This is a genomic window from Pseudomonas sp. C8002 (genome assembly GCF_013385765.1).
Taxonomy (GTDB): Bacteria; Pseudomonadota; Gammaproteobacteria; order Pseudomonadales; family Pseudomonadaceae; genus Aquipseudomonas.
Window position 1 is genome coordinate 502,168 of record NZ_JACAPJ010000005.1, and the last position, 26,057, is coordinate 528,224.

Here is a 26,057-nt window from a genome sequence, read left to right on the forward strand (position 1 = left end):
TCCATGAGCTACCAGCACAAGTATGTCGACGGCACCAATATTCACTTTCCCCTGGGGAAGGTGGTGTGCATCGGGCGTAACTACGCCGAACACGCCAAGGAACTGGATAACCCGGTACCGACCGAGCCGCTGCTGTTTATCAAGCCCGGCAGTTGCGTAGTGGCACTGGAAGGCGGTTTTGCCATCCCTACCGAGCGCGGTTCGGTGCATTACGAAGCGGAAATCGCGGTGTTGATCGGCAAGCCGTTGTCGGCCAAACCGAGCCGCGAGGAAGTGCTGGACGCCATCTCCGGCTTCGCCCCGGCCCTGGACCTGACCCTGCGGGACAAACAGGCCGAGCTGAAAGCCAAGGGCCTGCCGTGGGAAATCGCCAAGTCGTTTGACGGTGCGGCGGTGATTGCCCCGTTCGTGGTCGGCAGCACTTTCCCGGATGTGACGGATATCGGCATCCGCCTGACCATCAACGGCGAAGTGCGCCAGGACGGCAACAGCGCGATCATGCTCAACCCGATCATCCCGATGATCCAGTACATGGCCGGCTGCTTCTCGTTGCAGGCCGGGGATGTGATCCTCACCGGTACGCCGGCAGGCGTGGGCCCGCTGAATGTGGGTGACGAGCTGGTGCTGGAATTGCCGGGTGTGAGCCGCTTCGAAAGCAGCGTTCGCTGAATACCTGGCGAAACGCGGTCAAAAATGTGGGAGCGGGCTTGCTCGCGAAAGCGGTGTATCAGTGACAGATTCAGTGACTGATACTCCGCATTCGCGAGCAAGCCCGCTCCCACATTTGATCTGTGTACTGCCACCCAATCGTGTTTTTGCATTTTTTTCACACCCCATCCGGATAATCCTCAGCCTCCTGCGCGCGGACCTTTTGATCCTGTGCTATCCCCTAAAGCTGACTTTCTGGAAAGCGTAATGGCCGTGCCTCTCCCATCCGTAAAACCCACGTTTCGTTCACGCCTTGCCATGCGCTGGTATTCCTGGCTGTTCCTCGCCGGCGCGATCATTTACGGCGTGGCCTGGGCGATGCACTGGGACGACCGTGGTGTGTTGTGGGTGGCGGAGGGCTTCGAAACCCCGGCCGAGCGCCTGGAAAGCGTCTGGCTCCCGGACTACCACGCGGTGATCGACGCCAAGCTGCTGCCCGGCATGGAGAAGGACGAAGCCTCGGACCTCACCTACAACCCGCTGACCAAGACCCTGTTCTCGGTGATGGGCAAGAACCCGTTCCTGGTTGAACTGACCCTGCAAGGCGACGTGCTGCGCAAGATGCCGCTCAACGGCTGGAACAACCCGGAAGGCGTGACCATGATGGAAAACGGCCTGATGGCCGTGGTCGATGAGCGCCAGCACAGCCTGACCATCGTCAAGGTCGACCCGCAGACCCAGCAGTTGAACAAAGCCGACTTCCCGTCCTATGACCTGGGCCCGTCCAAGGACCAGAACAAAGCCTTTGAGGCGGTCACCTGGGACAAGCGCAACCAACAGCTGATCCTCGGCGAAGAACGCCCACCGGCCCTGTTCACCTGGAAAAGCGACGGCAGCCAGACCCTCTCCGGCGCCAAGCAAAAGCTCGCCAGCACTGAACTGGACATGCGCAACCTGTCGGCGCTGACCGTCGACCCGCGTACCGGCCACCTGCTGGCGCTGTCGGCGGACTCCCATCTGTTGCTGGAACTGGACGAGAAGGGCGAGCAGGTCAGCTTCATGACCTTGCTGGGTGGCTTCAATGGCTTGAAAAAGACCATCCCGCGTGCCGAAGGCGTGACCATGGACGAGAACGGCACGCTGTATATGGTCAGCGAGCCGAACCTGTTCTATCGCTTCGAGAAGCAGGCGCAGTAGTTCGATTACGTCAGATTTTTCTCTATCTGCGGCATAAGCCAGACACCCGGGGCGTTTAAGTTTAAATTCAGGCGACCGTGATATTCATTCGCCAGTTTTTACTCTGAGCCCCGCCCGATGCGTCGACTTGCCCGCCCCAAACCTGCTTTTTTTATCCTGATCCTGATCGCCCTGGTGGCGTGCGGTGTGGTTGCCCAGCAATTGCGCCTGTTCGAGCGTGCCTGGTTCAACTGGCAATCCTGGCGCAATCCCGCCGGGGAGCACTCCATTGGCCTTGGGGATTACCGGGTGGCCCTGGAGGCGCAGGTGATCGACGGCCTCAACGATGATGTCTCGGCACTGACCTTTGATCCGGTGCGCAACAGCCTGTTTACCGTGACCAACAAGAACGCTGAGCTGGTCGAACTGTCCCTGGACGGCAAAATCCTGCGGCGCATTGCGCTGGTGGGGTTTGGCGATGCCGAGGCCGTGGAGTACATCAGCGACAACACCTACGTGATCAGCGACGAACGCCAGCAGCGGCTGATCAAGGTCCACGTGGATGACGACACCCAATTCCTCGATGCCGCCGACGCCGAGCAAATGACCCTCGGCGTGCACCTAGGCGGCAACAAGGGCTTCGAAGGCCTGGCCTATGACTCGGTGGGCAAGCGCCTGTTTGTGGCCAAGGAACGCGACCCGATGCTGATCTACGAGGTCCACGGCTTTCCGCATTTCAAACCGGAAAAAACCTATTCGGTGCACGTGATCAACAACCCCAAGCGCGATGCCGGGTTGTTTGTGCGCGACCTGTCGAGCCTGCAATACGACGAGCGCAGCGGTCATCTGCTGGCGCTGTCGGATGAGTCATTTTTGGTGCTGGAACTGGATATCGACGGTCGCCCCCTGAGCAGCCTGTCGCTGCTCAAGGGGCGCCATGGCCTGAAGCAGCGCGTGCCTCAGGCCGAGGGGATCGCCATGGACAACGACGGCACGTTGTACATGGTCAGTGAGCCCAATCTTTTCTATGTATTCAAAAAAACCAAGTCTTGAGTCATGTGCAGAACAAATGTGGGAGCGGGCTTGCTCGCGAATGCGGTGTATCAGGCGCCATATTCGGTGACTGACACTGCGCATTCGCGAGCAAGCCCGCTCCCACAGGGGTTTTGCATTACGCCTTAAGGGTTTTCACGCCTTCCGCGGTGCCCAGCAGCAATACGTCAGCCGGACGGGCCGCGAACAAACCGTTGGTGACGACGCCGACGATCGCGTTGATCTGGCGCTCCAGTTCCACCGGGTTGGTGATCTGCATGTTGAACACGTCGATGATGATGTTGCCGTTGTCGGTCAGCACGCCTTCGCGGTACACCGGGTCGCCGCCCAGTTTCACCAGTTCGCGGGCCACGTGGCTGCGGGCCATCGGGATCACTTCCACCGGCAGCGGGAACGCGCCGAGTACCGGCACCAGTTTGCTGGCGTCGGCGATGCAGATGAAGGTCTTGGCCACGGCCGCGACGATCTTCTCGCGGGTCAGGGCTGCGCCGCCGCCCTTGATCAGGTTCAGGTGTGCGTCGCTTTCATCGGCGCCGTCGACGTAGAACTCCAGGTCGCTGACGGTGTTCAGCTCGTACACCGGAATACCGTGGCCCTTGAGCCGCGCAGCGGTGGCTTCGGAGCTGGCAACCGCGCCGTCGAACGCGCCCTTGTGCAGGGCCAGCGCATCGATAAAGCAATTGGCGGTGGAACCGGTGCCGACACCGACGATGCTTTTATCGTCGAGTTTAGGAAGGATTAAATCGACGGCGGCCTGGGCCACTGCCTGTTTGAGTTGATCCTGGGTCATGCGGGCTCCGGAACGGGCGGGGAGTAAAGAGGGGCGCGAGTATAACCCAACAAAACCTCGGTTTTCGTGTGGTCGCCCGGCCAAACGCTGGGTTAGACTCCTTGGCCCTGCCCAACCCGCCCAGTGATGCTTTCCGATGCTTGAACAGTACGTCAAAAAGATCCTCACCTCGCGCGTTTACGACGTTGCCGTAGAAACCCCGCTGCAGACCGCCCGCCAGCTCTCCGAGCGGCTGGGCAACAAGGTCTGGCTCAAGCGCGAAGACTTGCAGCCGGTGTTCTCGTTCAAGATTCGCGGTGCCTATAACAAGCTGACCCAACTGAGCGCCGAAGAACGTGCGCGCGGCGTAGTCACCGCTTCGGCGGGCAACCATGCCCAGGGCCTGGCCCTGGCGGCCAAGGTGCTGGGGGTCAAGGCCACCATCGTGATGCCCAAGACCACCCCCGAGATCAAGGTCGAAGGCGTGCGTTCCCGTGGCGGCAAAGTGGTGCTGCATGGGGATTCTTTCCCGGAAGCCCTGGCGTATTCGCTGAAGCTGGTCGACGAAAAAGGCTACGTCTACATTCACCCCTACGATGATCCGCACACCATTGCCGGGCAGGGCACCGTGGCGATGGAGATCCTGCGCCAGCACCCGGGGCCGTTGGACGCGATTTTCGTCCCGGTGGGCGGCGGCGGCCTGATTGCCGGTATCGCGGCCTACGTGAAATACCTGCGGCCCGAAATCAAGATCATCGGCGTCGAGCCGGACGACTCCAACTGCCTGCAAGCCGCCATGGCGGCGGGCGAGCGCGTGGTATTGCCGACTGTGGGCATCTTCGCCGACGGCGTGGCGGTGGCGCAGATCGGCCAGCACACCTTCGACATCTGCAAGGATTACGTGGATGAAGTGATTACCGTCAGCACCGATGAAATCTGCGCGGCGATCAAGGACATCTACGACGACACCCGCTCCATCACGGAGCCGGCTGGCGCCCTGGGCGTGGCGGGTATCAAGAAATACGTCGAGACCCGTGGCATCACCGGGCAAACCCTGGTGGCCATCGATTCCGGGGCCAACGTCAACTTCGACCGCCTGCGCCATGTGGCCGAGCGCGCCGAGCTGGGTGAAGGCCGCGAAGCCATCATCGCCGTGACCATCCCCGAGAAGCCGGGCAGCTTCAAGGCCTTCTGCGAGGCCGTGGGCAAGCGCCAGATCACCGAATTCAACTACCGCTACCACTCTGGTCGCGAGGCGCACATTTTTGTCGGCGTGCAGACCCACCCGGAAAACGACCCGCGCAGTGCGCTGATCGCCAGCCTCACCAGCCAGGGTTTTCCGGTGCTGGACCTGACGGAAAACGAACTGGCCAAGCTGCACATCCGCCATATGGTCGGTGGCCATGCGGCGCACGTCAGCGACGAGGTGGTGTTCCGCTTCGAATTCCCGGAACGTCCGGGGGCACTGTTCAACTTCCTTAACAAATTGGGCGGGCGCTGGAACATCTCGATGTTCCACTATCGCAACCACGGCGCCGCCGATGGGCGCGTGGTGGCGGGCCTGCAAGTACCGGCGGACGAGCGTCACCTGGTGCCGGCGGCGCTGGAGGCCATTGGCTACCCGTACTGGGATGAAAGTGATAACCCGGCCTACCAGCTGTTCCTCGGTTGAGCGACTACGCTGACTGGGCGGCCTTCAAGGAATCGAGAACATGGAAACGCTGACCACCCTTAAAGTTATCCACATCGCGGCCACGGTGTTGCTGCTGCTCAGCGGCCTCGCCCTGGCAGTGCTGGCCTGGCGCAAACGCAGCGCGGGGCCGGCCTATACCGTGCAGCGGCCGTGGGTGTTTGTGTGGTTGTTGATGGGCATTTGCGTGGTGAGCATGCCGTTCACCGGCTGGTGGCTGGCGCACCTGATCGGCTGGCCGCTGGGGCAAACCTGGATCCTGGGTTCCAGCGTGATCTACACCGTGGCGGCGCTGAGCTGGTTCTGGCTGGTGGTGCGGCTTAATCGACTGCGGCTGGGCGGGGCGGGGAGTTTGAACTTTACCGTGGCGCTGGCGGTGGTGAGCCTGGTGGGGTTTGTGGCGATTGCCGGGTTAATGGGTGCGAAACCCGTATGATCGTTCCCACGCTCCGCGTGGTAACGCCGCCCGGGACGCTCCGCGTCCCAAGAGCGGACGCAGAGCGTCCAGTGATGCATTCCCACGCGGAGCGTGGGAACGATCTTTAGCCGCGCAGGGTGATCACCGGCCAGCCACGCTTCTCGGCTTCAGCCCGTAGATTCGGATCCGGATCCACTGCCACCGGGTGGGTCACCTGCTCCAGCAGCGGCAGGTCATTCATCGAGTCGCTATAGAAGTAGCTGTCCTCCAGGTTATACCCGGTCTCTTCCAGCCAGCGATTCAAGCGCGTCACCTTGCCTTCGCGAAAGCACGGGATATCCGTACTGCGCCCGGTGTAACGGCCATCCTGCATCTCGCATTCCGTCGCAATCAGGGTTTCAACCCCCAACCGCTCGGCAATCGGCGCAGTCACAAAACGGTTGGTCGCGGTGATGATCACCAGCTTGTCGCCCGCCGCCCGGTGCTTGGCCAGCAACTCAACCGCCTTGGGCAGCATGATCGGCTCGATGCAGTCGCGCATGTAGTCGCGATGCCATTCATCCAGCTGGGCCATCTCGGTGCGGCCGAGGATTTCCAGGCAGAAGTTCAGGTACTCGGCGTTATCCAGCTTGCCGGCCAGGTAGTCCTGGTAGAACTCGTCGTTGCGGGCCTTGTAGGCCACCGCGTCGAGAATCCCGCGTTCACAGAGGTAATCGCCCCAGGCGTGATCGCTGTCACCCCCCAAAAGCGTGTTGTCCAAGTCGAATAAAGCCAGGCGCATTGCAGTTACTCGCTGAAAAGTCTGTAAAAAGGCGTCCAGAATACGGTCTTTTCACAAGAGTGCACATAAGGTAAGCAGCCTCGTTGCCGCTGTATCAATCTTTGTGGAACAATGCGGTGACATGCGTTTGCGAGGTTGTTGCCGTGATCGACCCCGATGGTTTCCGTCCTAATGTCGGGATTATTCTTACGAATGATGCCGGACAGGTGCTATGGGCTCGCCGTATCAACCAAGATGCCTGGCAGTTTCCTCAAGGCGGAATCAACCCCGACGAAACCCCTGAAGACGCCTTGTACCGTGAGTTGAACGAAGAAGTAGGCCTTGAACGTGAAGATGTGCAAATTCTGGCCTGCACCCGAGGCTGGTTGCGCTATCGTTTGCCGCAACGTCTGGTGCGTACCCACAGCCAACCGCTGTGCATCGGCCAGAAACAGAAATGGTTTCTCCTGCGCCTGATCTCCAACGAGCAGCGGGTGCGGATGGATTTGACCGGTAAACCGGAGTTCGATGGCTGGCGCTGGGTCAGTTATTGGTATCCGTTGGGCCAGGTGGTGACATTCAAGCGCGAGGTTTATCGTCGCGCTCTTAAAGAGCTTGCCCCGCGCCTTTTAGCGCGCGACTGACGACGGAGTTCGACCCCGAGCCATGCTCAATACGCTGCGCAAGATCGTCCAGGAAGTTAACTCCGCCAAGGATCTCAAGGCGGCGTTGGGGATTATTGTGTTGCGCGTCAAGGAAGCCATGGGCAGCCAGGTCTGCTCGGTTTACCTGCTGGACCCCGAGACCAACCGTTTTGTCCTGATGGCCACCGAGGGCTTGAACAAGCGCTCCATCGGCAAGGTCAGCATGGCGCCCAATGAAGGTCTGGTGGGCCTGGTGGGGACGCGTGAAGAACCCCTGAACCTCGAAAACGCGGCCGATCACCCGCGTTATCGCTACTTTGCCGAAACCGGTGAAGAGCGCTACGCCTCGTTCCTCGGTGCGCCGATCATTCACCACCGCCGCGTTGTCGGCGTGTTGGTCATCCAGCAGAAAGAACGCCGCCAGTTCGACGAAGGTGAAGAAGCCTTCCTTGTGACCATGAGCGCGCAGCTCGCCGGGGTTATCGCCCACGCCGAGGCCACCGGTTCGATTCGCGGCCTTGGGCGCCAGGGCAAGGGCATCCAGGAAGCCAAGTTCGTCGGCGTGCCGGGTTCGCCGGGTGCTGCTGTCGGTACCGCCGTGGTCATGCTGCCGCCCGCCGACCTGGACGTGGTGCCGGACAAGACCGTCACCGACATCGACGCTGAAATCATCCTGTTCAAGACCGCCCTCGAAGGCGTGCGCAATGACATGCGCACCCTCTCGACCAAGCTGGCCACCCAGCTGCGGCCTGAAGAGCGGGCGTTGTTCGACGTGTACCTGATGATGCTCGACGACGCGTCCCTGGGCAGCGAAGTCAAGGACGTGATCAAGACCGGCCAGTGGGCCCAGGGCGCGCTGCGCCAGGTGGTCACCGATCACGTCAACCGTTTTGAATTGATGGACGACGCCTACCTGCGCGAGCGCGCCTCGGACGTGAAGGACCTCGGTCGCCGTCTGCTGGCCTACCTGCAGGAAGAGCGCTCGACCACGTTGGTGTACCCCGACAACACCATCCTGATCAGTGAAGAACTGACCGCCACCATGCTCGGCGAAGTGCCGGAAGGCAAACTGGTGGGCCTGGTCTCGGTACTGGGTTCGGGCAACTCCCACGTCGCGATCCTGGCTCGGGCCATGGGCATTCCGACGGTGATGGGTCTGGTGGACCTGCCGTATTCCAAGGTCGACGGCATCGAAATGATCGTCGACGGCTACCACGGCGAGGTCTACACCAACCCCAGCGAAGTGCTGCGCAAGCAATACGCCGAAGTGGTGGAAGAAGAACGCCAACTGTCCCAGGGCCTCGACGCCCTGCGGGAACTGCCGTGCGTGACCCTCGACGGCCACCGCGTACCGCTGCTGGTCAACACCGGCCTGCTGGCGGACGTGGCACGTGCACAACAGCGCGGCGCCGAAGGGGTGGGCCTGTACCGCACCGAAGTGCCGTTCATGATCAACCAGCGTTTTCCGAGTGAGAAGGAGCAGCTGGCGATTTATCGCGAGCAATTGTCCGCCTTCCATCCGTTACCGGTGACCATGCGCAGCCTGGACATTGGCGGCGACAAGTCACTGTCGTATTTCCCCATCAAGGAAGACAACCCTTTCCTTGGCTGGCGCGGTATTCGCGTTACCCTCGACCATCCTGAAATTTTCCTCGTCCAGACCCGCGCGATGCTCAAGGCCAGCGAAGGCCTGAACAACCTGCGCATCCTGCTCCCGATGATCTCCGGCACCCACGAGCTGGAAGAAGCCCTGCACCTGATCCACCGGGCCTGGGGCGAAGTGCGCGACGAAGGCGCCGACGTGCCGATGCCGCCGATTGGCGTGATGATCGAGATTCCGGCGGCGGTGTACCAGGCCAAGGAGCTGGCGCGGCAGGTGGACTTCCTGTCGGTGGGCTCCAACGACCTGACCCAGTACCTGCTGGCCGTGGACCGCAACAACCCGCGGGTGGCCGACCTCTACGACTACCTGCACCCGGCGGTGCTGCAAGCCTTGCAGAACGTGGTGCGCGATGCCCATGCCGAAGGCAAGCAGGTGAGTATCTGCGGCGAGATGGCCGGTGACCCGGCGGCGGCTGTGCTGTTGATGGCGATGGGCTTTGACAGCCTGTCGATGAACGCCACCAACTTGCCGAAGGTGAAATGGATGCTGCGCCAGATCAACCTGAGCCGGGCCAAGGAGCTGCTGGCGGAGTTGATGACTATCGACAACCCGCAAGTTATCCACAGCTCGCTGCAATTGGCGCTGAAGAACCTTGGGTTGGCGCGGATGATCAACCCGGCGTCTGCAAAGAGCCTCTAACCGGATTTCAGAGCCTGTCCCCAATCGAAATGTGGGAGCGGGCTTGCTCGCGAAAGCGGTGCATCAGTCAGCTTATGTATTGGCTGACACGCCGCCTTCGCGAGCAAGCCCGCTCCCACATTTGGTTTGCGTGAGGTTCAGATTTTGAGTTCAACTTCACCCAACTGTCCGCCATAGGGCCCAAAACTGCGCTCCACGATATGCCGCGTCCCGTCGGCATTCACAATCAGCGCCGTGCTCGCCCGCGTCCCGTAGCTGGGGCTGGCAATAAACACGCTCGACAACAGACTCTCCGTCGCCAAGCCCACGCCGGTGTCCGGCAAGTCAGCAAACGGCGCGGTCTGCGGGTCGCTCAAAATCCCCAGCAAGGCTTCAGGCTGCGGATCGTCCAGCACTTCTGTCAGCGCCGCCTTGGCCTTCAACAACTTCGGCCACGGCGTATCCAGCCCTGCATTGGATAACCCATAAACCCCCGCCACCAATGGTGTCGGCGCAGATTCCTTGGCGTTGTAATGCCAAAGCTCGTCCCGCGTCCCGACCAGCAGGTTAAACCCGGCATATTCAATCGATCTGCCATTAACGTCGGCCAAATAGTCGTCAATCGACAGCGAACCGCTGAGAAAGCGCGCCACCAACTCACCCCGCGACTTGCGCGCCGGCGGCTGGTGCGGGTCACGGATATTGGTCAGCGCCGCAAAGCGCCCGTCTGCGCCAACTCCCAGCCAGGTCCCGCCCGCTTCCTGGTCCCTGCCCGCGTAAACATGGGGCGCATCCAGCCACTGGGCCAACGGCAAACTGGGCCGGGCATAAAATTCATCACGGTTGGCCGCGACGATCAGCGGCTGGGCGTGGCCCGGCCGCCAGGCGAAAACAATCAGGCACATAAGGCGATCCCTTTGTGTTTTGCCCACTCTACCCATAGAACCCTGTGCTTTGCATCCGTTAACATGCCGGTCTGTTTTCGGGGGCTCCCATGGAATTTCTGCTGTATTTGCTGCTGGGATCCTGCGCGGGCATGCTCGCCGGGCTGTTCGGCGTGGGCGGCGGCATCATTATTGTGCCGGTGCTGGTGTTCAGCTTCACCTTGCAGGGCTTCGATCCCGCGGTGCTGACCCACCTCGCTGTCGGCACGTCCCTGGCGTCTATTATCTTCACGTCGGTGAATGCGGTGCGTGAGCATCATCGGCGCGGCGCCGTGCGCTGGCCGATCTTCGTATGGATGGCCGTGGGTATCCTGCTGGGCGCGGGCGTTGGCGCGCTGACCGCCGAGGCGATCTCCGGGCCGCATCTACAGAAGATCATCGGTGTGTTCGCCCTGGTGATCGCCGTGCAGATGACTCTGGAGCTCAAGCCCAAGGCCAGCCGCCAGGTGCCGGGCAAGCTTGGCCTGACCCTGGCGGGTGGCGTGATCGGCTGGTCGTCGGCAATTTTCGGCACCGGCGGCGGTTCGTTGACCGTGCCGTTCCTGACCTGGCGCAGCGTGCCGATGCAGCAGGCAGTGGCCACTTCGTCGGCCTGCGGCTTGCCGATCGCCCTGGCCAGTGCGTTAAGTTTCATGATTCTGGGCTGGCATGATCCGCTGCTGCCCGATCATAGTCTCGGCTTTGTGTATTTGCCGGCGCTGCTGGGCATCGCCCTGACCAGCATGGTGGCGGCCCGTTTCGGTGCGCGCCTGGCGCATCGGTTGTCGCCGCGCTTGCTCAAGCGGCTGTTCGCCGGCTTGCTGTTTTGCGTGGGTTTGAATTTTTTGTTGTAACGCAGGCTTAATCGCGCACCGGCATGGTCCGATGCGCCATGACTATTGATTTAACGAGGAGTCGCAATGCTGCCTTACCCGCAGATCAACCCGGTGGCCGTGGCCATCGGTCCGCTGCAAATCCACTGGTACGGGTTGATGTACCTGATCGGCATCGGCGGTGCCTGGCTGCTGGCTTCCCGGCGCCTGAACCGTTTCGACCCGACCTGGACCAAGGAGAAGCTCTCCGACATGGTGTTCTGGATGTCGATGGGGGTCATCGTCGGCGGACGCCTGGGGTATGTGCTGTTCTACGACCTGCCAGCCTACATCGCCAACCCGACGCTGATCTTCGAGGTGTGGAAGGGCGGCATGGCGTTCCACGGCGGGTTTGTGGGGGTGATGATCGCCGCCTGGTGGTTTGGCCGGCGTAACGGTAAGTCGTTCTTCCAGTTGATGGACTTCGTCGCGCCGTTCGTGCCGATTGGCCTGGGTGCCGGGCGCATCGGCAACTTCATCAACGCCGAACTGTGGGGCAAGCCGACTGACGTGCCGTGGGCCATGGTGTTCCCGCCGTTCAGCGACCCGGCGCAATTGCCGCGTCATCCGTCGCAGCTGTACCAGTTCGCCCTGGAAGGCGTGGCGCTGTTCCTGATCCTCTATATCTTCTCGCGCAAGCCACGCCCGACCATGGCCGTTTCGGGGATGTTCGCGTTGTTCTACGGGATCTTCCGCTTTATCGTCGAGTTCGTACGGGTGCCGGATGCGCAACTGGGCTACCTGGCGTGGGGCTGGGTGACCATGGGTCAGATTCTCAGCCTGCCGATGATCATCGCCGGCCTGGGCCTGCTGTGGTGGGCTTACAATCGCCCGCAAGGCATCAAGAACACCGCGCTTTAAATTCGAACGCCGGGGCCCGAGGGTCCCGGCTTCAACGATACAGGTATACACATGAAGCAATATCTCGAACTACTGAACGATGTCGTGACCAATGGCCTGACCAAGGGCGACCGCACCGGCACCGGCACCAAGGCCGTGTTTGCCCGTCAGTTTCGGCATAGCTTGGCCGACGGCTTCCCGCTGCTGACCACCAAGAAGCTTCACTTCAAAAGCATCGCCAACGAATTGATCTGGATGTTGAGTGGCAACACCAACATCAAGTGGCTGAACGAGAATGGCGTAAAAATCTGGGACGAATGGGCCACCGAAGACGGCGACCTGGGCCCGGTGTACGGCGAGCAGTGGACCGCCTGGCCCACCAAGGACGGCGGCAAGATCAACCAGATCGACTACATGGTCGAGACGCTGAAGACCAACCCCAACAGCCGCCGCATCCTGTTCCACGGCTGGAACGTCGAGTACCTGCCGGACGAGACCAAAAGCCCGCAGCAGAACGCCCGGGACGGCAAGCAAGCGCTGCCACCTTGCCACCTGCTGTACCAGGCGTTTGTGCATGACGGTCATCTGTCGATGCAGTTGTACATCCGCAGCTCAGATGTATTCCTCGGCCTGCCGTACAACACCGCGGCCCTGGCGCTACTGACCCATATGCTGGCCCAGCAGTGCGACCTGATCCCTCACGAGATCATCGTCACCACGGGCGACACCCATGCCTACAGCAACCATATGGAACAGATCCAGACCCAGCTGGCGCGCACGCCGAAGAAGCTGCCGGAACTGGTGATCAAGCGCAAACCCGCGTCGATCTACGATTACAAATTCGAAGACTTTGAAATCGTGGGCTATGACGCTGATCCGAGCATCAAGGCCGATGTAGCGATCTAAAAGCGATCTCGGTCCAAATGTGGGAGCGGGCTTGCTCGCGAATACGGTGTATCAGAAACACATTCAGTGGCTGACACACCGCTTTCGCGAGCAAGCCCGCTCCCACATTTTTTTGTGTACACATTCAATGCCCGTGGCTTCTGCCCACATGTGAGGGCTCAGCCTCGCTGGCCGCGACACTCCCGCTGACTTCCAGCCGCTGCAAAATCCCGCACTGATCCAGATCCGGCCCGCCGCCACAGCGCTGGCGCAGGTCGAGCAACTGTTCCTGCAACGCCATAAGCCCGTCGATCCGCGCCTTGACGTGGTGGATATGCTCGTCAATCAATGCATTCACGCTTTCGCACTGGTCCTGAGGACTGTCACGCAGGCCCAGCAGGCTGCGAATTTCCTCAAGGGTCATGTCCAGGCTGCGGCAGTTGCGGATAAACACCAGCCGTTCGGTGTGCGCCTGGGTGTACAGCCGGTAATTACCGTCACTGCGCGCAGGCGGCGGCAGCAGGCCTTCTTTCTCGTAATAACGGATGGTTTCCACCTGGCAATCCGTCAATTTTGCCAATTCGCCGATCTTCATCGCAGCAATCTCCTAAAGGATGCTTGACCCTATAGTGGCTACAGGGTCTTTACTTGGCAACAGGCACCTTTACGGACGCGACAGAATGAGCGATTCCATCCACACCCCGCACAAGCACGACCATGATCATGACCACGCGCACGATCACGGCCCCAAGCTCAAACCTGTGCAGAAGCACGACCATGGCAGCCATGGCGATTCCTGCTGTTCCAGCAAGGCCGCGCCGGCGCTGGTGAAGCTGACCGAAGCCCCGACAGCGGGCTCGCGGCTGAGCACCTTCCGCATCGAAGCCATGGACTGCCCCACCGAGCAGACGCTGATCCAGAACAAACTGGGCAAGCTTGCGGGTGTGCAGCAGCTGGAATTCAACCTGATCAACCGCATTCTGGGCGTCACCCACGACCTGCCAACTACCGCGCCGATCATCGACGCCATCAAGTCCCTGGGCATGCAGGCGGACCCCATCGAAGAAGGCGTCGCCCCGGCTGAGCCGCCGGCGAAGAAGCACTGGTGGCCGCTGGCTGTGTCCGGCGTGGGCGCGCTGGGTGCTGAAGTGCTGCACTTCACCAACGCAGCCCCGACGTGGGTGATTGCCCTGGTCGCGCTGATCTCGATCTTCAGCGGCGGCCTCACCACCTACAAAAAGGGCTGGATCGCCCTGAAAAACCTCAACCTGAACATCAACGCCCTGATGAGCATCGCCGTCACCGGCGCGATCCTGATCGGCCAGTGGCCGGAAGCGGCGATGGTGATGTTCCTGTTCACCGTGGCCGAGTTGATCGAGGCCAAGTCCCTGGACCGCGCACGTAACGCCATCAGCGGCTTGATGCAGATGACGCCGGAACAGGCCACGGTCCGTCAGGCAGATGGCAGTTGGGTTGAACAGGAGGTTAAAGTCATTGAACTGGGCGCCATCGTGCGGGTTCGTCCCGGCGAGCGCATTGGCCTGGACGGTGAAGTCACCTCCGGCCAGTCCACCATCGACCAGGCGCCGATTACCGGTGAAAGCCTGCCGATCGAAAAGACCGTGGGCGACAAAGTCTTCGCCGGCACCATCAACCAGGCCGGCTCCCTGGAATACAAAGTCACTGCAGCCGCCAACAACTCCACCCTGGCGCGGATCATCCACGCCGTGGAACAGGCCCAGGGCGCCCGCGCGCCAACCCAGCGTTTTGTCGACACCTTCGCCAAGGTCTACACCCCGGCGGTGTTCATCTTTGCCCTGGGTGTGGCGTTGATCCCGCCGCTCTTCATGGGCGGTGTGTGGTTTGAATGGGTCTACCGCGCACTGGTACTGCTGGTGGTCGCGTGCCCATGTGCACTGGTGATTTCCACCCCGGTGACCATCGTCAGCGGCCTGGCCGCCGCGGCGCGCAAAGGCATCCTGATCAAGGGCGGTGTGTACCTGGAGGGTGGCTACAAACTCGACTACCTGGCCCTCGACAAGACCGGCACCATCACCCACGGCAAGCCGGTGCAAACCGATTACCTGGCGCTGTTCCCGAACATGGAAGACAGCGCACCGGCCCTGGCCGCGAGCCTGGCCGGGCGCTCCGATCATCCGGTGTCCCTGGCCATCGCCAACGCGGCTGTGGACAAAAACCTCACCGTGCACACTGTGGATAACTTCGAGGCCCTGACCGGGCGCGGTGTGAAGGGCGAGATCAATGGAGAGATCTATTACCTGGGCAATCACCGTCTGGTGGAAGAGCTGAACCTGTGCTCGCCGGCCCTTGAAGAAAAACTCTTCGCCCTGGAAAAACAAGGCAAGTCCGTGGTCCTGCTGCTGGATAAATCCGGCCCGCTGGCGCTGTTCGCGGTGGCCGACACCGTGAAAGACACCAGCCGCGAAGCCATCCAGCAGTTGCATGACCTGGGCATCAAGACCCTGATGCTCACTGGCGACAACACCCACACCGCCAAGGCAATCGCCGATCAGGTCGGCATCGACCAGGCCCAGGGCGACCTGTTGCCCACCGACAAACTGCAAGCCATCGAAGCGCTCTACGCCAAGGGCCACCGGGTGGGCATGGTCGGCGACGGCATCAACGACGCCCCGGCGCTGGCCCGTTCCGAGATCGGGTTTGCCATGGCCGCGGCCGGTACCGACACCGCCATCGAGACCGCCGACGTGGCGCTGATGGACGACGACCTGCGCAAGATTCCGGCATTCATTCAACTGTCGCGGCGCACGTCGAGTATCCTCAAGCAGAACATTGCCCTGGCCCTGGTGATCAAGGCGATCTTCCTGGCGGTGACCTTCCTTGGGATGGCCACCATGTGGATGGCGGTGTTCGCCGACATGGGCGTGAGCCTGCTGGTGGTATTCAATGGTCTGCGCCTGCTGCGCAAATAGTCGATGAGAGGGTGGTGTGCTGAGTGCCGAGCTGAAGGCGTTTTACATGGTCGCCCGCCTGGGCAGCATTACCCAGGCGGCGAAAAAGCTCGGGCTCAGCCAGCCCACGGTGACCACCCAGATTCGTCACCTGGAAAGCCAGTACTCGGTGGAATTGTTCTACCGTGGCGGGCGCCGCCTGACCGTCAGCGACGAAGGCGCGCGGCTGTTGCCGATGGTCAAGGCGCTGTTGCAGCAGGAAGCGGACATCGAGTTTTTCCTGCGCAACAGTGGCCAGGTACAAGGGGCCTTGAGGATTGCCGCGACGGCACCTTATTACATCCTCGACCTGGTTAAGACCTTCCGCGAGCGGCTGCCGCAGGTCGAGGTTTCGGTGGAGATCGGCAACTCCCAGCAGGTGCTGGAAGCGCTGGATGACTACCGCGTCGACGTCGCCGCCTCGTCCCAATTGCTTGAAGACCCGCGCCTGATCCGGCGGGTACTGGGCATGGACCCGCTGGTGCTGGCGGTGCATCGCAATCATCCGCTGGCGGTACTTGAACATGTACCGCTGACCGCGCTGGCCGGGCATACCTTGCTGATGCGCGAGCCGGGGTCGACCACCCGTCGATTGACCGAAGAGATGTTGCAGGGCGCCGGCGTGAGTTACGGGCCGTTGCTGGAGATCGGCAGCCGGGAATCGATCCGTGAGGCAGTGCTGCGCAATATCGGCATCAGCATCATTGCCCGCCAGGAAGTGCCCCACGACCCGCAATTGCGCGTGCTGACCATCGAAAATGCGCCGCAGATTCCCGAGTATTTGTACTGCCTCAAAGAGCGAAAGGGCGCCCGGTTGCCGGCGGCGTTCCTGGGGTTGGCGCAGGAAATGTCGCCGCTCTGATCGTTCCCACGCTCTGCGTGGGAATGCTGGCCTGGACGCTCCGCGTCCGCTCTTAAGGTCGTGACGCGGAGCGTCACAGGATGTATTCCCACGCAGAGCGTAGGAACAATCTGTTGGCACAACCCAAATCCACCAATACCACTATCGCCACGTTTTGCCTTTCTGCCACAAGAGGGACGCATTGCCTGCCTAGGATGATCTTCATCAGTTTGATGAGGTGCCTCCATGAACACAGCCATGACTAATCCCGGCGCGCCAATGAAGGTGCGCGGTGTACAGAAACGCTTCGGCGCCTTCACCGCGCTGGATAACGTGTCCCTGGACGTCGCCGCTGGCGAACTGGTGTGCCTGCTGGGCCCGTCGGGCTGCGGCAAGACCACCTTGCTACGCTGCATCGCCGGCCTGGAGCGCCAGGACAGCGGCGAGTTGTACCTCGGCGACCGCGATGTTTCCCTACTGGCACCCCAGGCTCGGGACTACGGCATTCTGTTCCAGTCCTACGCGCTGTTTCCCAATCTCACCGTGGAAGCGAACATCGGCTACGGCCTCACCGGCAGTGGCCGTGATGAAGTGCGCAAGCGTGTCGGGCAGATGCTCGAACTGGTGGGTTTGGTGGGCAGCGAAAAGAAATACCCCGGCCAACTTTCCGGCGGCCAACAACAGCGTGTGGCACTGGCTCGCGCCCTGGCGCCGGCGCCGTCCTTGTTGTTGCTGGACGAACCCATGTCGGCCCTCGACGCCCGGGTGCGCGAGCATCTGTGCACCGAGCTGCGCCAATTGCAGCGCCGCTTGGGCATCACCACCCTGATGGTCACCCACAACCAGGACGAGGCCATGCTGATGGCCGACCGCATTGCCGTGATGAACAACGGCAAGGTCGAGCAGTACGCCACGCCCCAGGAAATCTACGACCGCCCGGCCACACCGTTTGTGGCCGAGTTTGTCGGCCAGGGCAACTGGCTGCCGTTCAGTCGCAACAGCGCCAGCCACGCTCAGGTTGGCGGCATGAATATGCGCCTGGCGGACAACGCAGGCGTCGCGAAATCGGGCCGTCTGTTCTGCCGCCCGGAAGCCATCAGCGTCAACCCGCCGGTGCATGAAGAAAACCTGTTCCCGGCCAAGGTCCGCGAGATCACTTTCCTCGGCAACCGCTGCCGCATGAGCTTTGAGCTGGACCAACTGCCCGGCCATCCGCTGCTGGCCGAATTGGCCCCGGAAGCCATGCCGCGCCTTGGCGCCCAGGACATCTGGGTCGCGCTGCCCCCGCGCAGCCTGCAGGTGTTTGCCTGAGATGGCCCGCGATATGACTCTGCCGATACCCGATAACGTGGCTCGTCAGGTTTCCCGTGCCGAAGTCGGCGACCGTATTTTTGTGGTCGGCGGCAAGCTGTTATGGCTGTGCCTGCTGGGCGTTGCGGTACTGCTGCCGCTGCTGGCGATCTTCTGGCGCGGCTTCAGCAGTGAAGCCGGGCAGGGCGGTGGCCTGGTGGCGGCGCGGGAGTTGGTCACCAGCGATAACTTCCACTGGTTGCTGGGTAACAGCCTGAAGGTTTCCGGCAGCGTGGCGGTCATCGTCGTACCGCTGGCTTACCTGTTTGCCTACGCGCTGCAACGCACGCTGATTCCCGGCAAGGCGATCTGGCGTGGCATGTCGCTGCTGCCGTTGATGGCGCCGTCGATGCTGCCCGGGATTGCGCTGGTCTACCTATTCGGTAACCAGGGCATGCTGCGCGGGCTGCTGTCGGACAACATCTATGGCTTCTGGGGCATCGTCCTCGGCGAAGTGATCTACACCTTTCCCCATGCCTTGATGATCCTGTTGTCGGCGCTTTCCCTGGCGGATGCACGTTTGTTTGACGCCGCATCGAGCATGGGCGCGAGTCCCGCCCGGGCGTTTCGCAGCATCACCTGGCCGGCGACGCGCCAGGCCGTGTTTGCCGCGTTTTGCCTGGTGTTCACTCTGACCATCACTGACTTTGGCGTGCCCGTGGTAGTCGGTGGCGACTATCAAGTACTGGCGCTGGAAGCCTACAAAGCTGTGGTCGGCCAGCAGCAATTCGGCCGCGGTGCCTTGATCGGCATGGTCCTGCTGCTGCCGGCACTGTTCAGCTTCGGTGTCGACGCCTGGCTACGCCGTCGTCACGGCGACTCCATGAGCGGCCGCGCCCAGGTGTTCCAGCCGGCGCCGTCGAAACTGCGGGATGGCTGCTACCTGGCCATCGTCCTGCTGATCTGCGCGATACTGCTGCTGGTGTTCGGCATGGCGGTCTACTCATCCCTGGTGAAATTCTGGCCCTACAACCTGTCGCTGTCCTTGGCCCACTACCAGTTCGAAGACACGGCCGGCGGCGGCTGGCTGGCCTACCGCAACAGCATCACCATGGCCCTGTGCACCGCGTTGATCGGCAGCGTGCTGATCTTCACCGGCGCCTACCTGATGGAAAAGACCAGGGGCCAGAAGGGCCTGAACCTGGCGCTGCGCATGCTCAGCTTCGTGCCGATGGCGGTGCCGGGGTTGGTGCTCGGCTTGGGCTACGTGTTCTTTTTCAACCTCAACGGCAACCCGCTGCATGTGCTCTACGGCACCATGACGTTGCTGGTGGTGTGCACCATTGCTCACTATTTGACCACCGCCCAAATGACCGCCACCACGGCCCTGCGCCAACTGGACGCGGAATTCGAAGCCGCCGCGCTGTCGCTGAAGGCGCCGCTGTACCGCCATTACCTGCGGGTCACCGTGCCGATCTGCCTGCCGGCGCTGCTGGACATCGTGCGCTACCTGTTCGTCTCGGCGATGACCACCGTTTCCGCCGCGATCTTCCTTTACAGCCCCGACACCATTCTCGCCGCCGTCGCCGTGCTGAACATGGACGACGCCGGCAACGTCGGCGGTGCGGCGGCCATGTCGACCCTGATCCTGTTCACCTCGGCGGGCGTGTCCTTGCTGCTGGCGTGGGCCTCACGCGGCTTGTTGCGCCGCTCCCAGGCCTGGCGCCAAACCGCGCCCGGCCAATAATTCACCCATAAAGGAACTGCACCATGTTCAAGCCCCTGGCGTTAGCCGCTGCTGTGCTCACTGCGTTCAGCCTGAATGCCTTTGCCGCCAAGACCGAGTTGACCGTGTACACGGCCCTCGAAGCCGAGCAATTGAAGACTTACAAACAAGCCTTCGAAAAGGCTAACCCGGACATCGAGATCAAATGGGTGCGCGATTCCACCGGCATCATCACCGCTAAGCTGCTTGCCGAAAAAGCCCGCCCGCAGGCTGATGTGGTCTGGGGCCTGGCAGCTTCCAGCCTGGCGATTCTCGATCAGCAGGGCATGCTGCAAAACTACGCACCGGCAGATTTGAGCAAGATCGGTGCGAACTACCGCGACGCCGCCAATCCTCCGGCCTGGGTCGGCATGGACGTATGGGCTGCGACCATCTGCTTCAACACTGTCGAAGCCGAAAAGCAGGGCCTGAGCAAGCCGGTGAGCTGGCAGGACCTGACCAAGCCTGAGTACAAGGGCAAGATCGTGATGCCCAACCCGGCCTCGTCCGGCACCGGTTTCCTGGATGTGAGCGCCTGGTTGCAGACCTTCGGCGAGAAGCAGGGCTGGCAGTACATGGACGACCTGCACCAGAACATCGGCCAGTACGTTCACTCCGGTTCAAAGCCCTGCAAGCTGGCCGCCTCGGGCGAATTCCCGATCGGCATTTCCTTCGAATACCCGGCCGTTCAGCTGAAGCGCCAGGGCGCACCGCTGGACATCATCCTGCCGAAAGAAGGCCTGGGCTGGGATATCGAAGCCACTGCCGTGATCAAGGGCACTGCCCACGCAGACGCGGCACAGAAACTCGCCGACTTCTCCGCAAGTCCCGCGGCGATGGAGCTGTACAAGGAAAACTTCGCGGTACTGGCTCAGCCGGGTATTGCCAAGCCGCAGACCGAATTGCCGGCTGACTATGAGCAGCGGCTGATCAAGAACGACTTTGCCTGGGCGTCGAAAAACCGCGACAGCATCCTGACCGAATGGCGCAAGCGCTATGACGGCAAGTCGGAAAAACAATAACCACCGATCGTTCCCACGCTCTGCGTGGGAACGCTGCTCTGGACGCTCTGCGTCCGCTTTTGTAGTCGTGACGCGGAGCGTCACAGGATGCATTCCCACGCGGAGCGTGGGAACGAGAGGTCTTCATGACACAACTGCTGATCATCGGCGCCGGCATCCTCGGCCTGTCCCACGCTTATGCGGCCGCCAAACGCGGCCTCAAGGTCAAGGTCTTCGAGCGTAGCGCCACACCGCTGGGTGCTTCCGTGCGCAACTTTGGCCAGGCACTGGTCACCGGCCAGCCGCCGGGGCCCATGCTCGACCTGGCGCGGGAAAGCCGCGAGATCTGGGGCCAGTGGGCGCAACTCGCCGGCATCCAGCTCAAGCGCAACGGCTCTTATTTGTTCGCCCGCACCGAAGCCGAAGAGCACTTGCTTGAAGCCTTCTGCGCCGGTCGCGCGCAAGAACACGGTTATCGCGTCAAGTTGCTGCAAGGCGCCGCCCTGCACGAGCTGTACGGTGGCCAGTTCGCCCATCACCGCGCTGCGCTTCACGGCCTGGATGATCAACAACTGTATTCGCGCGAGGCTATCCCGGCGCTGATCAACTACCTCAGCCGCGAACTGAGCGTGGAGTTTCATTTCTCCAACCTGGTGCGCGACATCGAACCCGGCCAGGTGCACACCACTACCGGCTCCTTTCGCGGCGAGCAGATCATTGTCTGCTCCGGTCACGACTACCAGACGCTGCTGGCCGAGCAGATCGGCGAACTCAACCCGCAAATCTGCCGCCTGCAAATGCTGCGCGCCCGGCCAGTGGTGGAGTTGAACCTGCAACACGCGCTGCTGACCGGCCTCAGCTGCGTGCACTACGGCGCCTTCGCCGACTTGCCGGAAGCCGCGCCGGTACAGGCCGAAATTCTGCGGGATGTACCGCACCTGCATGAAAACGGTATTCACCTGCTGATCAGCCCGACACCCTATGGCGAACTGATCATCGGGGATTCTCACCATTACGGCAGCGATCCTTCACCGTTCAACGCCGAACAGGTGGACAACTGGATGATCGAACTGGCCGAACATACCCTGGGCTGCAAGATCCAGGTCGTGGAGCGCTGGCAGGGCGTCTATGGTTCCCGTGGGCCGGGGCCGTTCTCGTTCACGCGGGCGGCGCCGGGGGTGAGCGCGGCGTTGATGCACACCGGCGTGGGCATGAGCGTCGGGCCGGCGATGGCCGAGCGCAATATCACTGAGCTGTGGGGGAGTGCGTGATGACAGCAGAGCAGGCAATCGCCGAGGTCTTCGGCCTGTACGAACAACACGGCACCGCCGATTACATTGGCGAGCCGGTCTCGCAGATCGAACACATGTCCCAGGCCGCGCAGTTGGCCATGGCTGAGGGCTTCGATGATGAAGTGGTGCTGGCGGCGTTCTTCCACGATATCGGGCATATCTGCGGCCAAGGTGGCGAGAACATGGGCGGTTATGGTGTGGTCAGCCATGAACGGCTGGGCGCCGATTATCTGCGCCGGGCGGGCTTCAGCGAGCGCCTGGCAAAACTGGTGGAATACCACGTGCAGGCCAAGCGTTACCTGACCTTCAGCCAGCCGGACTACTATGCGCGGTTGAGCGAGGCCAGCCGCCGCACCCTGGGTTACCAGGGCGGCGTGATGACCGCCGAGGAAGCCCGGGCGTTTGAGCAGGACCCGTTGTGTGCCGTCAGCCTGCGCATGCGTCACTGGGATGAACAAGCCAAGGAAATGCACGTGCCGGTGCTGGACCTTGAAGTGTTGAAATCCAAGGCCCGGCAGTTGTTGGCGGCTTAGGTCTCGTCCAGGCGCTGGGCCAGGGCTTCGATCTGTTCCTGGCGTTCGGCCTGGCTCAACCTGGGGTGCGGGTTGAGGGACGACCATTGCGGATGGGCGCGGGCCTTGTTCAGGGCTTCCGGCAATTTGCCTTCGCGCCAGGTCTTGTCCTGGGGTGTGTCGACCTTGATGCTGTGGATCGCCGCATGGCCCCGCAGGTTCAGGGCCTTGAGCAGTTGCCGCTGGCGCAGGGCCAACAGGCGCAGCACGCTGTCGTCGACGGTCAGCTCGCGCTGGCCCTTGATCTTGCCCAGCAGGCGGCTGCCATAACTGCGGGCAGTTTGCAGCGCGCCTCCCGCGATGGCTCCGGCGAGGGCGGCGGCGCCGAGGGTCAGGCCGCCTACGAGTAGATCCACACCTGCGCCGGCCGCCGCGCCGGCTGCGATACCGCCACCGACCCGCACGCCCAGTTGCTTGAGGGTCTCGGGGTTGAACAGGTCATCGCCCCAGCGCCCGTCCAGCAGCGGTAAATCGCTGGCGGCGGCGTCCTGCGGGCGGAAGCCGAACAGCTTGAGCAAGGCTTCCACGCAACGCTGTTCGCGCTGGCGCACGGCTTTTCGCAGTTCGCTGATGGCCTGCTGTTCCACTTCGGCTTCGCTGACCACGCTGCGGCGGCAGGCGGCGCAGTCGATCAGCAGTTCGGCGATCAGCCGCGCGGCACTTTGCTGGCGGGCCTGGCGCTGGGCTTCCTGATCAAGGATCAGCCGTTCCAGTTGCCCACGGGAGTTTTCCAGCAGCAGGGCGAGGCTTTCATAGAGCCGGCGCTCGCCGTCTTCCGGCGGCGCGACGCTGTCGAAACGCACCAGCGCGTGCAGGCCGAGGCGGGCGAGGGCTTCGCGCCAGTCCGGCTCGCGGTGGTCGGCGCTGCTGACAAAATTGAGCACCGGCAGCAACGGCTTGCCACAGCTGGCCAGCACTTGCAGCTCATCGCGGTACTTGGCCAGCACCGGCTCCCGGGCGTCTATCACATACAGCCCGGCGTCGGAGGCGAGCAGTTGGCGCAGCACCTTGGCTTCCTGTTCGAAGCGTTGCCGGGCCTCGCTGCCTTCCAGAAAACGCGCCAGCCGTGCCGGGCCGTCGAGGCGTTCGCCGGGGCGGTCCAGGCGTTCGAGGTAATCGAGCAGGGCGATGGCATCTTCCAGGCCCGGCGTGTCGTACAGCTCCAGCAAGGCTTCGCCGTCCACCGACAAGCGCGCACCTTCGACATGCCGGGTGGTGCTGGGACGATGGGAGACTTCACCAAAGCCGACGTCTCGCGTGAGCGTGCGCAGCAACGAGGTCTTACCGACGTTGGTGTGGCCGACCACCGCAAGTTTCAGGGGCTTAGTCATGACCGGTCTCCAGCCAAGTGAGCGGCGCGCAATCGGCGAACGGTATCTCCAGTTGTTGCAAGGCCGTGTGCCAATCACCCAGGCGCTCAGCATCCAGGGCTTGGCCGGCGGGCGCTTGCAGCAGCCAGACCCGAGTGGCGGTGGCGCTGCGGGCCAGTTCGGCAATCAGCGCGAGGCTGCCGCGATCCGGCGAGCGCCGCGGGTCGCAGGCAATGGCCAGGCGTGCGGGCGGGAAGCGGGTGAGTTGCTCCAGCAGCTTGTTGCGGGATTCACGGCTGTCGAGGATGCCGGCGTCCTTGACACTGGCCGGGAGCTTCGGCGGCCATGGGCGCTGGTCGTCCAGCTCGATGGCCACCAGCAGGGCGCCGTTGCTTTCCAGTTCGCTGACGCCGCCGGTCACGTGGTGCAACTGTTCGGGCGCCGCATCGTTGACCCCAAGCCGTTCGCTGCTGGGCATCAGACGTTCACGCAGTTGGCTGTAGCCGGGCAGGTTAAGGTCGAGGCTCAGGGCGGCGCGCCCGCGTTTCCAGCGCCACAGGCACAGCAGCGCGAGGATCAGCCGCGGCAGGATGCCGTACACCAGTAGCACGCCCACCAGCCAGGCGGCCCAGGCCTGGCGGGCGCTTTCGATATTCAGGGCGGCATCGCCGCTGGCGCGGATCATCTCGACAGTGGGCACATTGAAGCCGAGCAAGGCGGGCAGGGCGCCGAGGGCTTGGGTCACGGCGACAAAGGTATCGGCCCGCAGGATGGTGGTTTCCCACACAAAACCGTAGCGCCGGGTGGCCAACAGCGTCAGCAGGATCACCAGGGCGCTGAGCAGGGCCAGCAGCCACAAGCTGTTGACCAGTACACCGACCGCCCAGCGATTGAGTTTGCGCCGTTGCAGCAACAGCAGCAGGGCGGGCGCCAGTTGCGCGGCCTTGGCGTCGCGGGCGAGTTTTTCGCTGAGCCATAACCACAGGCGGCCGAGGCTGGCGCCGTGTTCACCGGCAAACAGCAGGCCCAGGGCCCAGCTCAACAACAGGATCAGGTTCAAGCCCAGCAGGCTGCCCAGGGCCCAGAACACATTGACTGGCGCCAGCCCGTTGCCCAGCGCGGCAAACGCCAGGCCGGCACCGCTGATAATGGCAACCACCGCCAGCAGGATCAGCGCCAGGCGCGCGCCTTGCAGCCAGCGGGTCAGGGCAGCGGTCAGGCCATCGCGTTCAGCCAGCCATAGTGCGCGGTTTTGAATGCGCGTGGGCAAGTCGCCGCCGCTGCTGCGGGCCAGGCGATTGGCTTCCTGGTCTTCCAGGGCGCCGGCGTGTTCCTCGCGCAAGCGCACGGTTTCGGTCAGCCAGAGTGTTTGCAGGGGATTCAGAGCTGTCACGCGCCGTCCTGTTGAGCCAGTGAGGTTGGAGCATAACCGCTGGAACGCCGGTTGGGGTATGCCGCGCGCGCCTCTGGTATTCTCGTCGCCATGAAAAAAACTCTCCCTTTAAGCCTGATCGCAGCCCTCGGTGAAAACCGTGTGATCGGCGTCGACAACAGCATGCCCTGGCATTTGCCGGGGGATTTCAAATATTTCAAGGCCACCACCTTGGGCAAGCCGATCATCATGGGGCGCAAGACCTGGGATTCCCTGGGTCGACCGTTGCCGGGCCGGTTGAACATTGTGGTCAGCCGTCAGACCGATCGGGCGCTGGAAGGTGCGGAAGTTTTTCCGTCACTGGACGCGGCCGTGGAGCGGGCTGAGGAATGGGCCAAGGCGCAGGGCGTGGATGAGCTGATGCTGATCGGCGGCGCGCAGTTGTATGCCCAGGGGCTGGAGCAGGCGGATCGCCTGTATTTGACGCGGGTGGCGTTGAGCCCGGACGGCGATGCGTGGTTTCCCGAGTTTGATTTGAACCAGTGGAAGCTGGTGTCGAATGTCGAGAATGCGGCTGAGGGTGACAAGCCGGCGTACAACTTCGAAGTCTGGGAAAAAGCCTAAGAGCATCGCAGGCAAGCCAGCTCCCACAGTTGACCGAGTATTACTGAAAAAACCGGTTAAAT

24 protein-coding genes are annotated in these 26,057 nt (G+C 62.4%); 18 read left to right on the plus strand and 6 right to left on the minus strand.

Features of this window, described 5'->3' with window-relative positions; all coding sequences use genetic code 11:
- The first annotated feature begins 3 nt into the window (after positions 1-3).
- The 3 genes from HX814_RS08970 to HX814_RS08980 all read left to right on the plus strand — a co-directional run bounded on the left by HX814_RS08970 (position 4) and on the right by HX814_RS08980 (position 2,877).
- Positions 4-669 carry a fumarylacetoacetate hydrolase family protein gene (locus tag HX814_RS08970; RefSeq protein WP_003213842.1) on the plus strand — a complete coding sequence of 222 codons (666 nt, stop codon included), beginning with the start codon at positions 4-6 and terminating at the stop codon, positions 667-669.
- 246 nt (positions 670-915) lie between these two features.
- Positions 916-1,845, plus strand: coding sequence for an SdiA-regulated domain-containing protein (locus HX814_RS08975; protein ID WP_134327490.1), 930 nt, complete (start codon positions 916-918; stop codon positions 1,843-1,845).
- Positions 1,846-1,962: 117 nt separating this feature from the next.
- On the plus strand, positions 1,963-2,877 hold the full coding sequence (locus HX814_RS08980) for an SdiA-regulated domain-containing protein (RefSeq protein ID WP_003213837.1): 915 nt from the start codon (positions 1,963-1,965) through the stop codon (positions 2,875-2,877).
- Between the two features lie 118 nt (positions 2,878-2,995).
- Here the strand turns inward: HX814_RS08980 and rpiA are convergent, their stop codons facing one another.
- Entirely contained in the window at positions 2,996-3,667 is a 672-nt protein-coding gene (gene rpiA, locus HX814_RS08985; RefSeq protein WP_003213836.1) for a ribose-5-phosphate isomerase RpiA, read from the minus strand.
- A gap of 136 nt (positions 3,668-3,803) precedes the next feature.
- On the opposite strand from rpiA, the gene ilvA reads away from it, so the two are divergent.
- Positions 3,804-5,318 carry a threonine ammonia-lyase, biosynthetic gene (gene ilvA, locus HX814_RS08990; protein WP_003213834.1) on the plus strand — a complete coding sequence of 505 codons (1,515 nt, stop codon included), beginning with the start codon at positions 3,804-3,806 and terminating at the stop codon, positions 5,316-5,318.
- A gap of 40 nt (positions 5,319-5,358) precedes the next feature.
- Positions 5,359-5,772, plus strand: a complete 414-nt coding sequence (locus HX814_RS08995; protein ID WP_102370118.1) for a DUF2269 family protein — start codon at positions 5,359-5,361, stop codon at positions 5,770-5,772.
- A gap of 106 nt (positions 5,773-5,878) precedes the next feature.
- On the opposite strand, the gene HX814_RS09000 is transcribed toward HX814_RS08995, so the two are convergent.
- The gene (locus tag HX814_RS09000) at positions 5,879-6,535 is read right to left on the minus strand and encodes an HAD family phosphatase (RefSeq protein ID WP_177009085.1); all 657 of its coding nucleotides are present in this window, start codon (positions 6,533-6,535) and stop codon (positions 5,879-5,881) included.
- A gap of 143 nt (positions 6,536-6,678) precedes the next feature.
- Between HX814_RS09000 and HX814_RS09005 the strand changes: the two genes are divergently transcribed.
- Both HX814_RS09005 and ptsP read left to right on the plus strand, forming a co-directional pair.
- Positions 6,679-7,158 (plus strand): RNA pyrophosphohydrolase, encoded by a 480-nt coding sequence (locus tag HX814_RS09005; protein WP_003176750.1) that lies wholly within the window; start codon positions 6,679-6,681, stop codon positions 7,156-7,158.
- A gap of 22 nt (positions 7,159-7,180) precedes the next feature.
- A complete protein-coding gene (gene ptsP / locus HX814_RS09010; protein WP_003213828.1) occupies positions 7,181-9,460 on the plus strand; it encodes a phosphoenolpyruvate--protein phosphotransferase in 2,280 nt (759 codons plus the stop codon).
- Positions 9,461-9,597: 137 nt separating this feature from the next.
- On the opposite strand, the gene HX814_RS09015 is transcribed toward ptsP, so the two are convergent.
- Complete coding sequence (locus HX814_RS09015; RefSeq protein WP_003213826.1) at positions 9,598-10,344, minus strand: NRDE family protein; 747 nt, start codon at positions 10,342-10,344, stop codon at positions 9,598-9,600.
- 89 nt (positions 10,345-10,433) lie between these two features.
- Here HX814_RS09015 and HX814_RS09020 point away from each other — a divergent pair, with 89 nt between their 5' ends.
- The 3 genes from HX814_RS09020 (at position 10,434) to HX814_RS09030 (ending at position 12,980) form a co-directional block, all read left to right on the plus strand.
- Positions 10,434-11,216: a sulfite exporter TauE/SafE family protein gene (locus HX814_RS09020; protein ID WP_003213825.1), complete on the plus strand. Its 783-nt coding sequence runs from the start codon at positions 10,434-10,436 to the stop codon at positions 11,214-11,216.
- A gap of 66 nt (positions 11,217-11,282) precedes the next feature.
- Positions 11,283-12,095, plus strand: coding sequence for a prolipoprotein diacylglyceryl transferase (lgt, locus tag HX814_RS09025; RefSeq protein ID WP_003213823.1), 813 nt, complete (start codon positions 11,283-11,285; stop codon positions 12,093-12,095).
- A 51-nt stretch (positions 12,096-12,146) separates the two neighbouring features.
- The gene (locus tag HX814_RS09030; RefSeq protein WP_008438950.1) at positions 12,147-12,980 is read left to right on the plus strand and encodes a thymidylate synthase; all 834 of its coding nucleotides are present in this window, start codon (positions 12,147-12,149) and stop codon (positions 12,978-12,980) included.
- Positions 12,981-13,104: 124 nt separating this feature from the next.
- Here the strand turns inward: HX814_RS09030 and cadR are convergent, their stop codons facing one another.
- The gene (cadR, locus tag HX814_RS09035; RefSeq protein WP_003213819.1) at positions 13,105-13,554 is read right to left on the minus strand and encodes a Cd(II)/Pb(II)-responsive transcriptional regulator; all 450 of its coding nucleotides are present in this window, start codon (positions 13,552-13,554) and stop codon (positions 13,105-13,107) included.
- 85 nt (positions 13,555-13,639) lie between these two features.
- Between cadR and HX814_RS09040 the strand changes: the two genes are divergently transcribed.
- The 7 genes from HX814_RS09040 to HX814_RS09070 all read left to right on the plus strand — a co-directional run bounded on the left by HX814_RS09040 (position 13,640) and on the right by HX814_RS09070 (position 22,650).
- Positions 13,640-15,910, plus strand: a complete 2,271-nt coding sequence (locus HX814_RS09040; RefSeq protein WP_177009086.1) for a heavy metal translocating P-type ATPase — start codon at positions 13,640-13,642, stop codon at positions 15,908-15,910.
- A 16-nt stretch (positions 15,911-15,926) separates the two neighbouring features.
- Positions 15,927-16,790: a LysR family transcriptional regulator gene (locus tag HX814_RS09045; RefSeq protein ID WP_008438952.1), complete on the plus strand. Its 864-nt coding sequence runs from the start codon at positions 15,927-15,929 to the stop codon at positions 16,788-16,790.
- 225 nt (positions 16,791-17,015) lie between these two features.
- Positions 17,016-18,080 carry a putative 2-aminoethylphosphonate ABC transporter ATP-binding protein gene (locus HX814_RS09050; RefSeq protein ID WP_023659299.1) on the plus strand — a complete coding sequence of 355 codons (1,065 nt, stop codon included), beginning with the start codon at positions 17,016-17,018 and terminating at the stop codon, positions 18,078-18,080.
- Position 18,081: 1 nt separating this feature from the next.
- Positions 18,082-19,806: a putative 2-aminoethylphosphonate ABC transporter permease subunit gene (locus tag HX814_RS09055; protein ID WP_177009087.1), complete on the plus strand. Its 1,725-nt coding sequence runs from the start codon at positions 18,082-18,084 to the stop codon at positions 19,804-19,806.
- A 23-nt stretch (positions 19,807-19,829) separates the two neighbouring features.
- Positions 19,830-20,846, plus strand: a complete 1,017-nt coding sequence (locus tag HX814_RS09060; RefSeq protein WP_177009088.1) for a putative 2-aminoethylphosphonate ABC transporter substrate-binding protein — start codon at positions 19,830-19,832, stop codon at positions 20,844-20,846.
- Between the two features lie 125 nt (positions 20,847-20,971).
- Positions 20,972-22,096, plus strand: coding sequence for a TIGR03364 family FAD-dependent oxidoreductase (locus HX814_RS09065; protein WP_177009089.1), 1,125 nt, complete (start codon positions 20,972-20,974; stop codon positions 22,094-22,096).
- On the plus strand, positions 22,096-22,650 hold the full coding sequence (locus tag HX814_RS09070; RefSeq protein WP_003213809.1) for a phosphonate degradation HD-domain oxygenase: 555 nt from the start codon (positions 22,096-22,098) through the stop codon (positions 22,648-22,650). The genes HX814_RS09065 and HX814_RS09070 overlap by 1 nt, the downstream gene beginning before the upstream one ends.
- Here HX814_RS09070 and HX814_RS09075 read toward each other — a convergent pair.
- Positions 22,647-24,020, minus strand: a complete 1,374-nt coding sequence (locus HX814_RS09075) for a DUF3482 domain-containing protein (protein WP_003213808.1) — start codon at positions 24,018-24,020, stop codon at positions 22,647-22,649. The two genes, HX814_RS09070 and HX814_RS09075, sit on opposite strands and share 4 nt — an antisense overlap.
- Positions 24,013-25,392, minus strand: a complete 1,380-nt coding sequence (locus HX814_RS09080; RefSeq protein ID WP_177009090.1) for a DUF2868 domain-containing protein — start codon at positions 25,390-25,392, stop codon at positions 24,013-24,015. The genes HX814_RS09075 and HX814_RS09080 overlap by 8 nt, the downstream gene beginning before the upstream one ends.
- A gap of 90 nt (positions 25,393-25,482) precedes the next feature.
- On the opposite strand from HX814_RS09080, the gene HX814_RS09085 reads away from it, so the two are divergent.
- Positions 25,483-25,995, plus strand: a complete 513-nt coding sequence (locus HX814_RS09085) for a dihydrofolate reductase (RefSeq protein ID WP_177009091.1) — start codon at positions 25,483-25,485, stop codon at positions 25,993-25,995.
- The last annotated feature ends 62 nt before the right edge of the window (positions 25,996-26,057 follow it).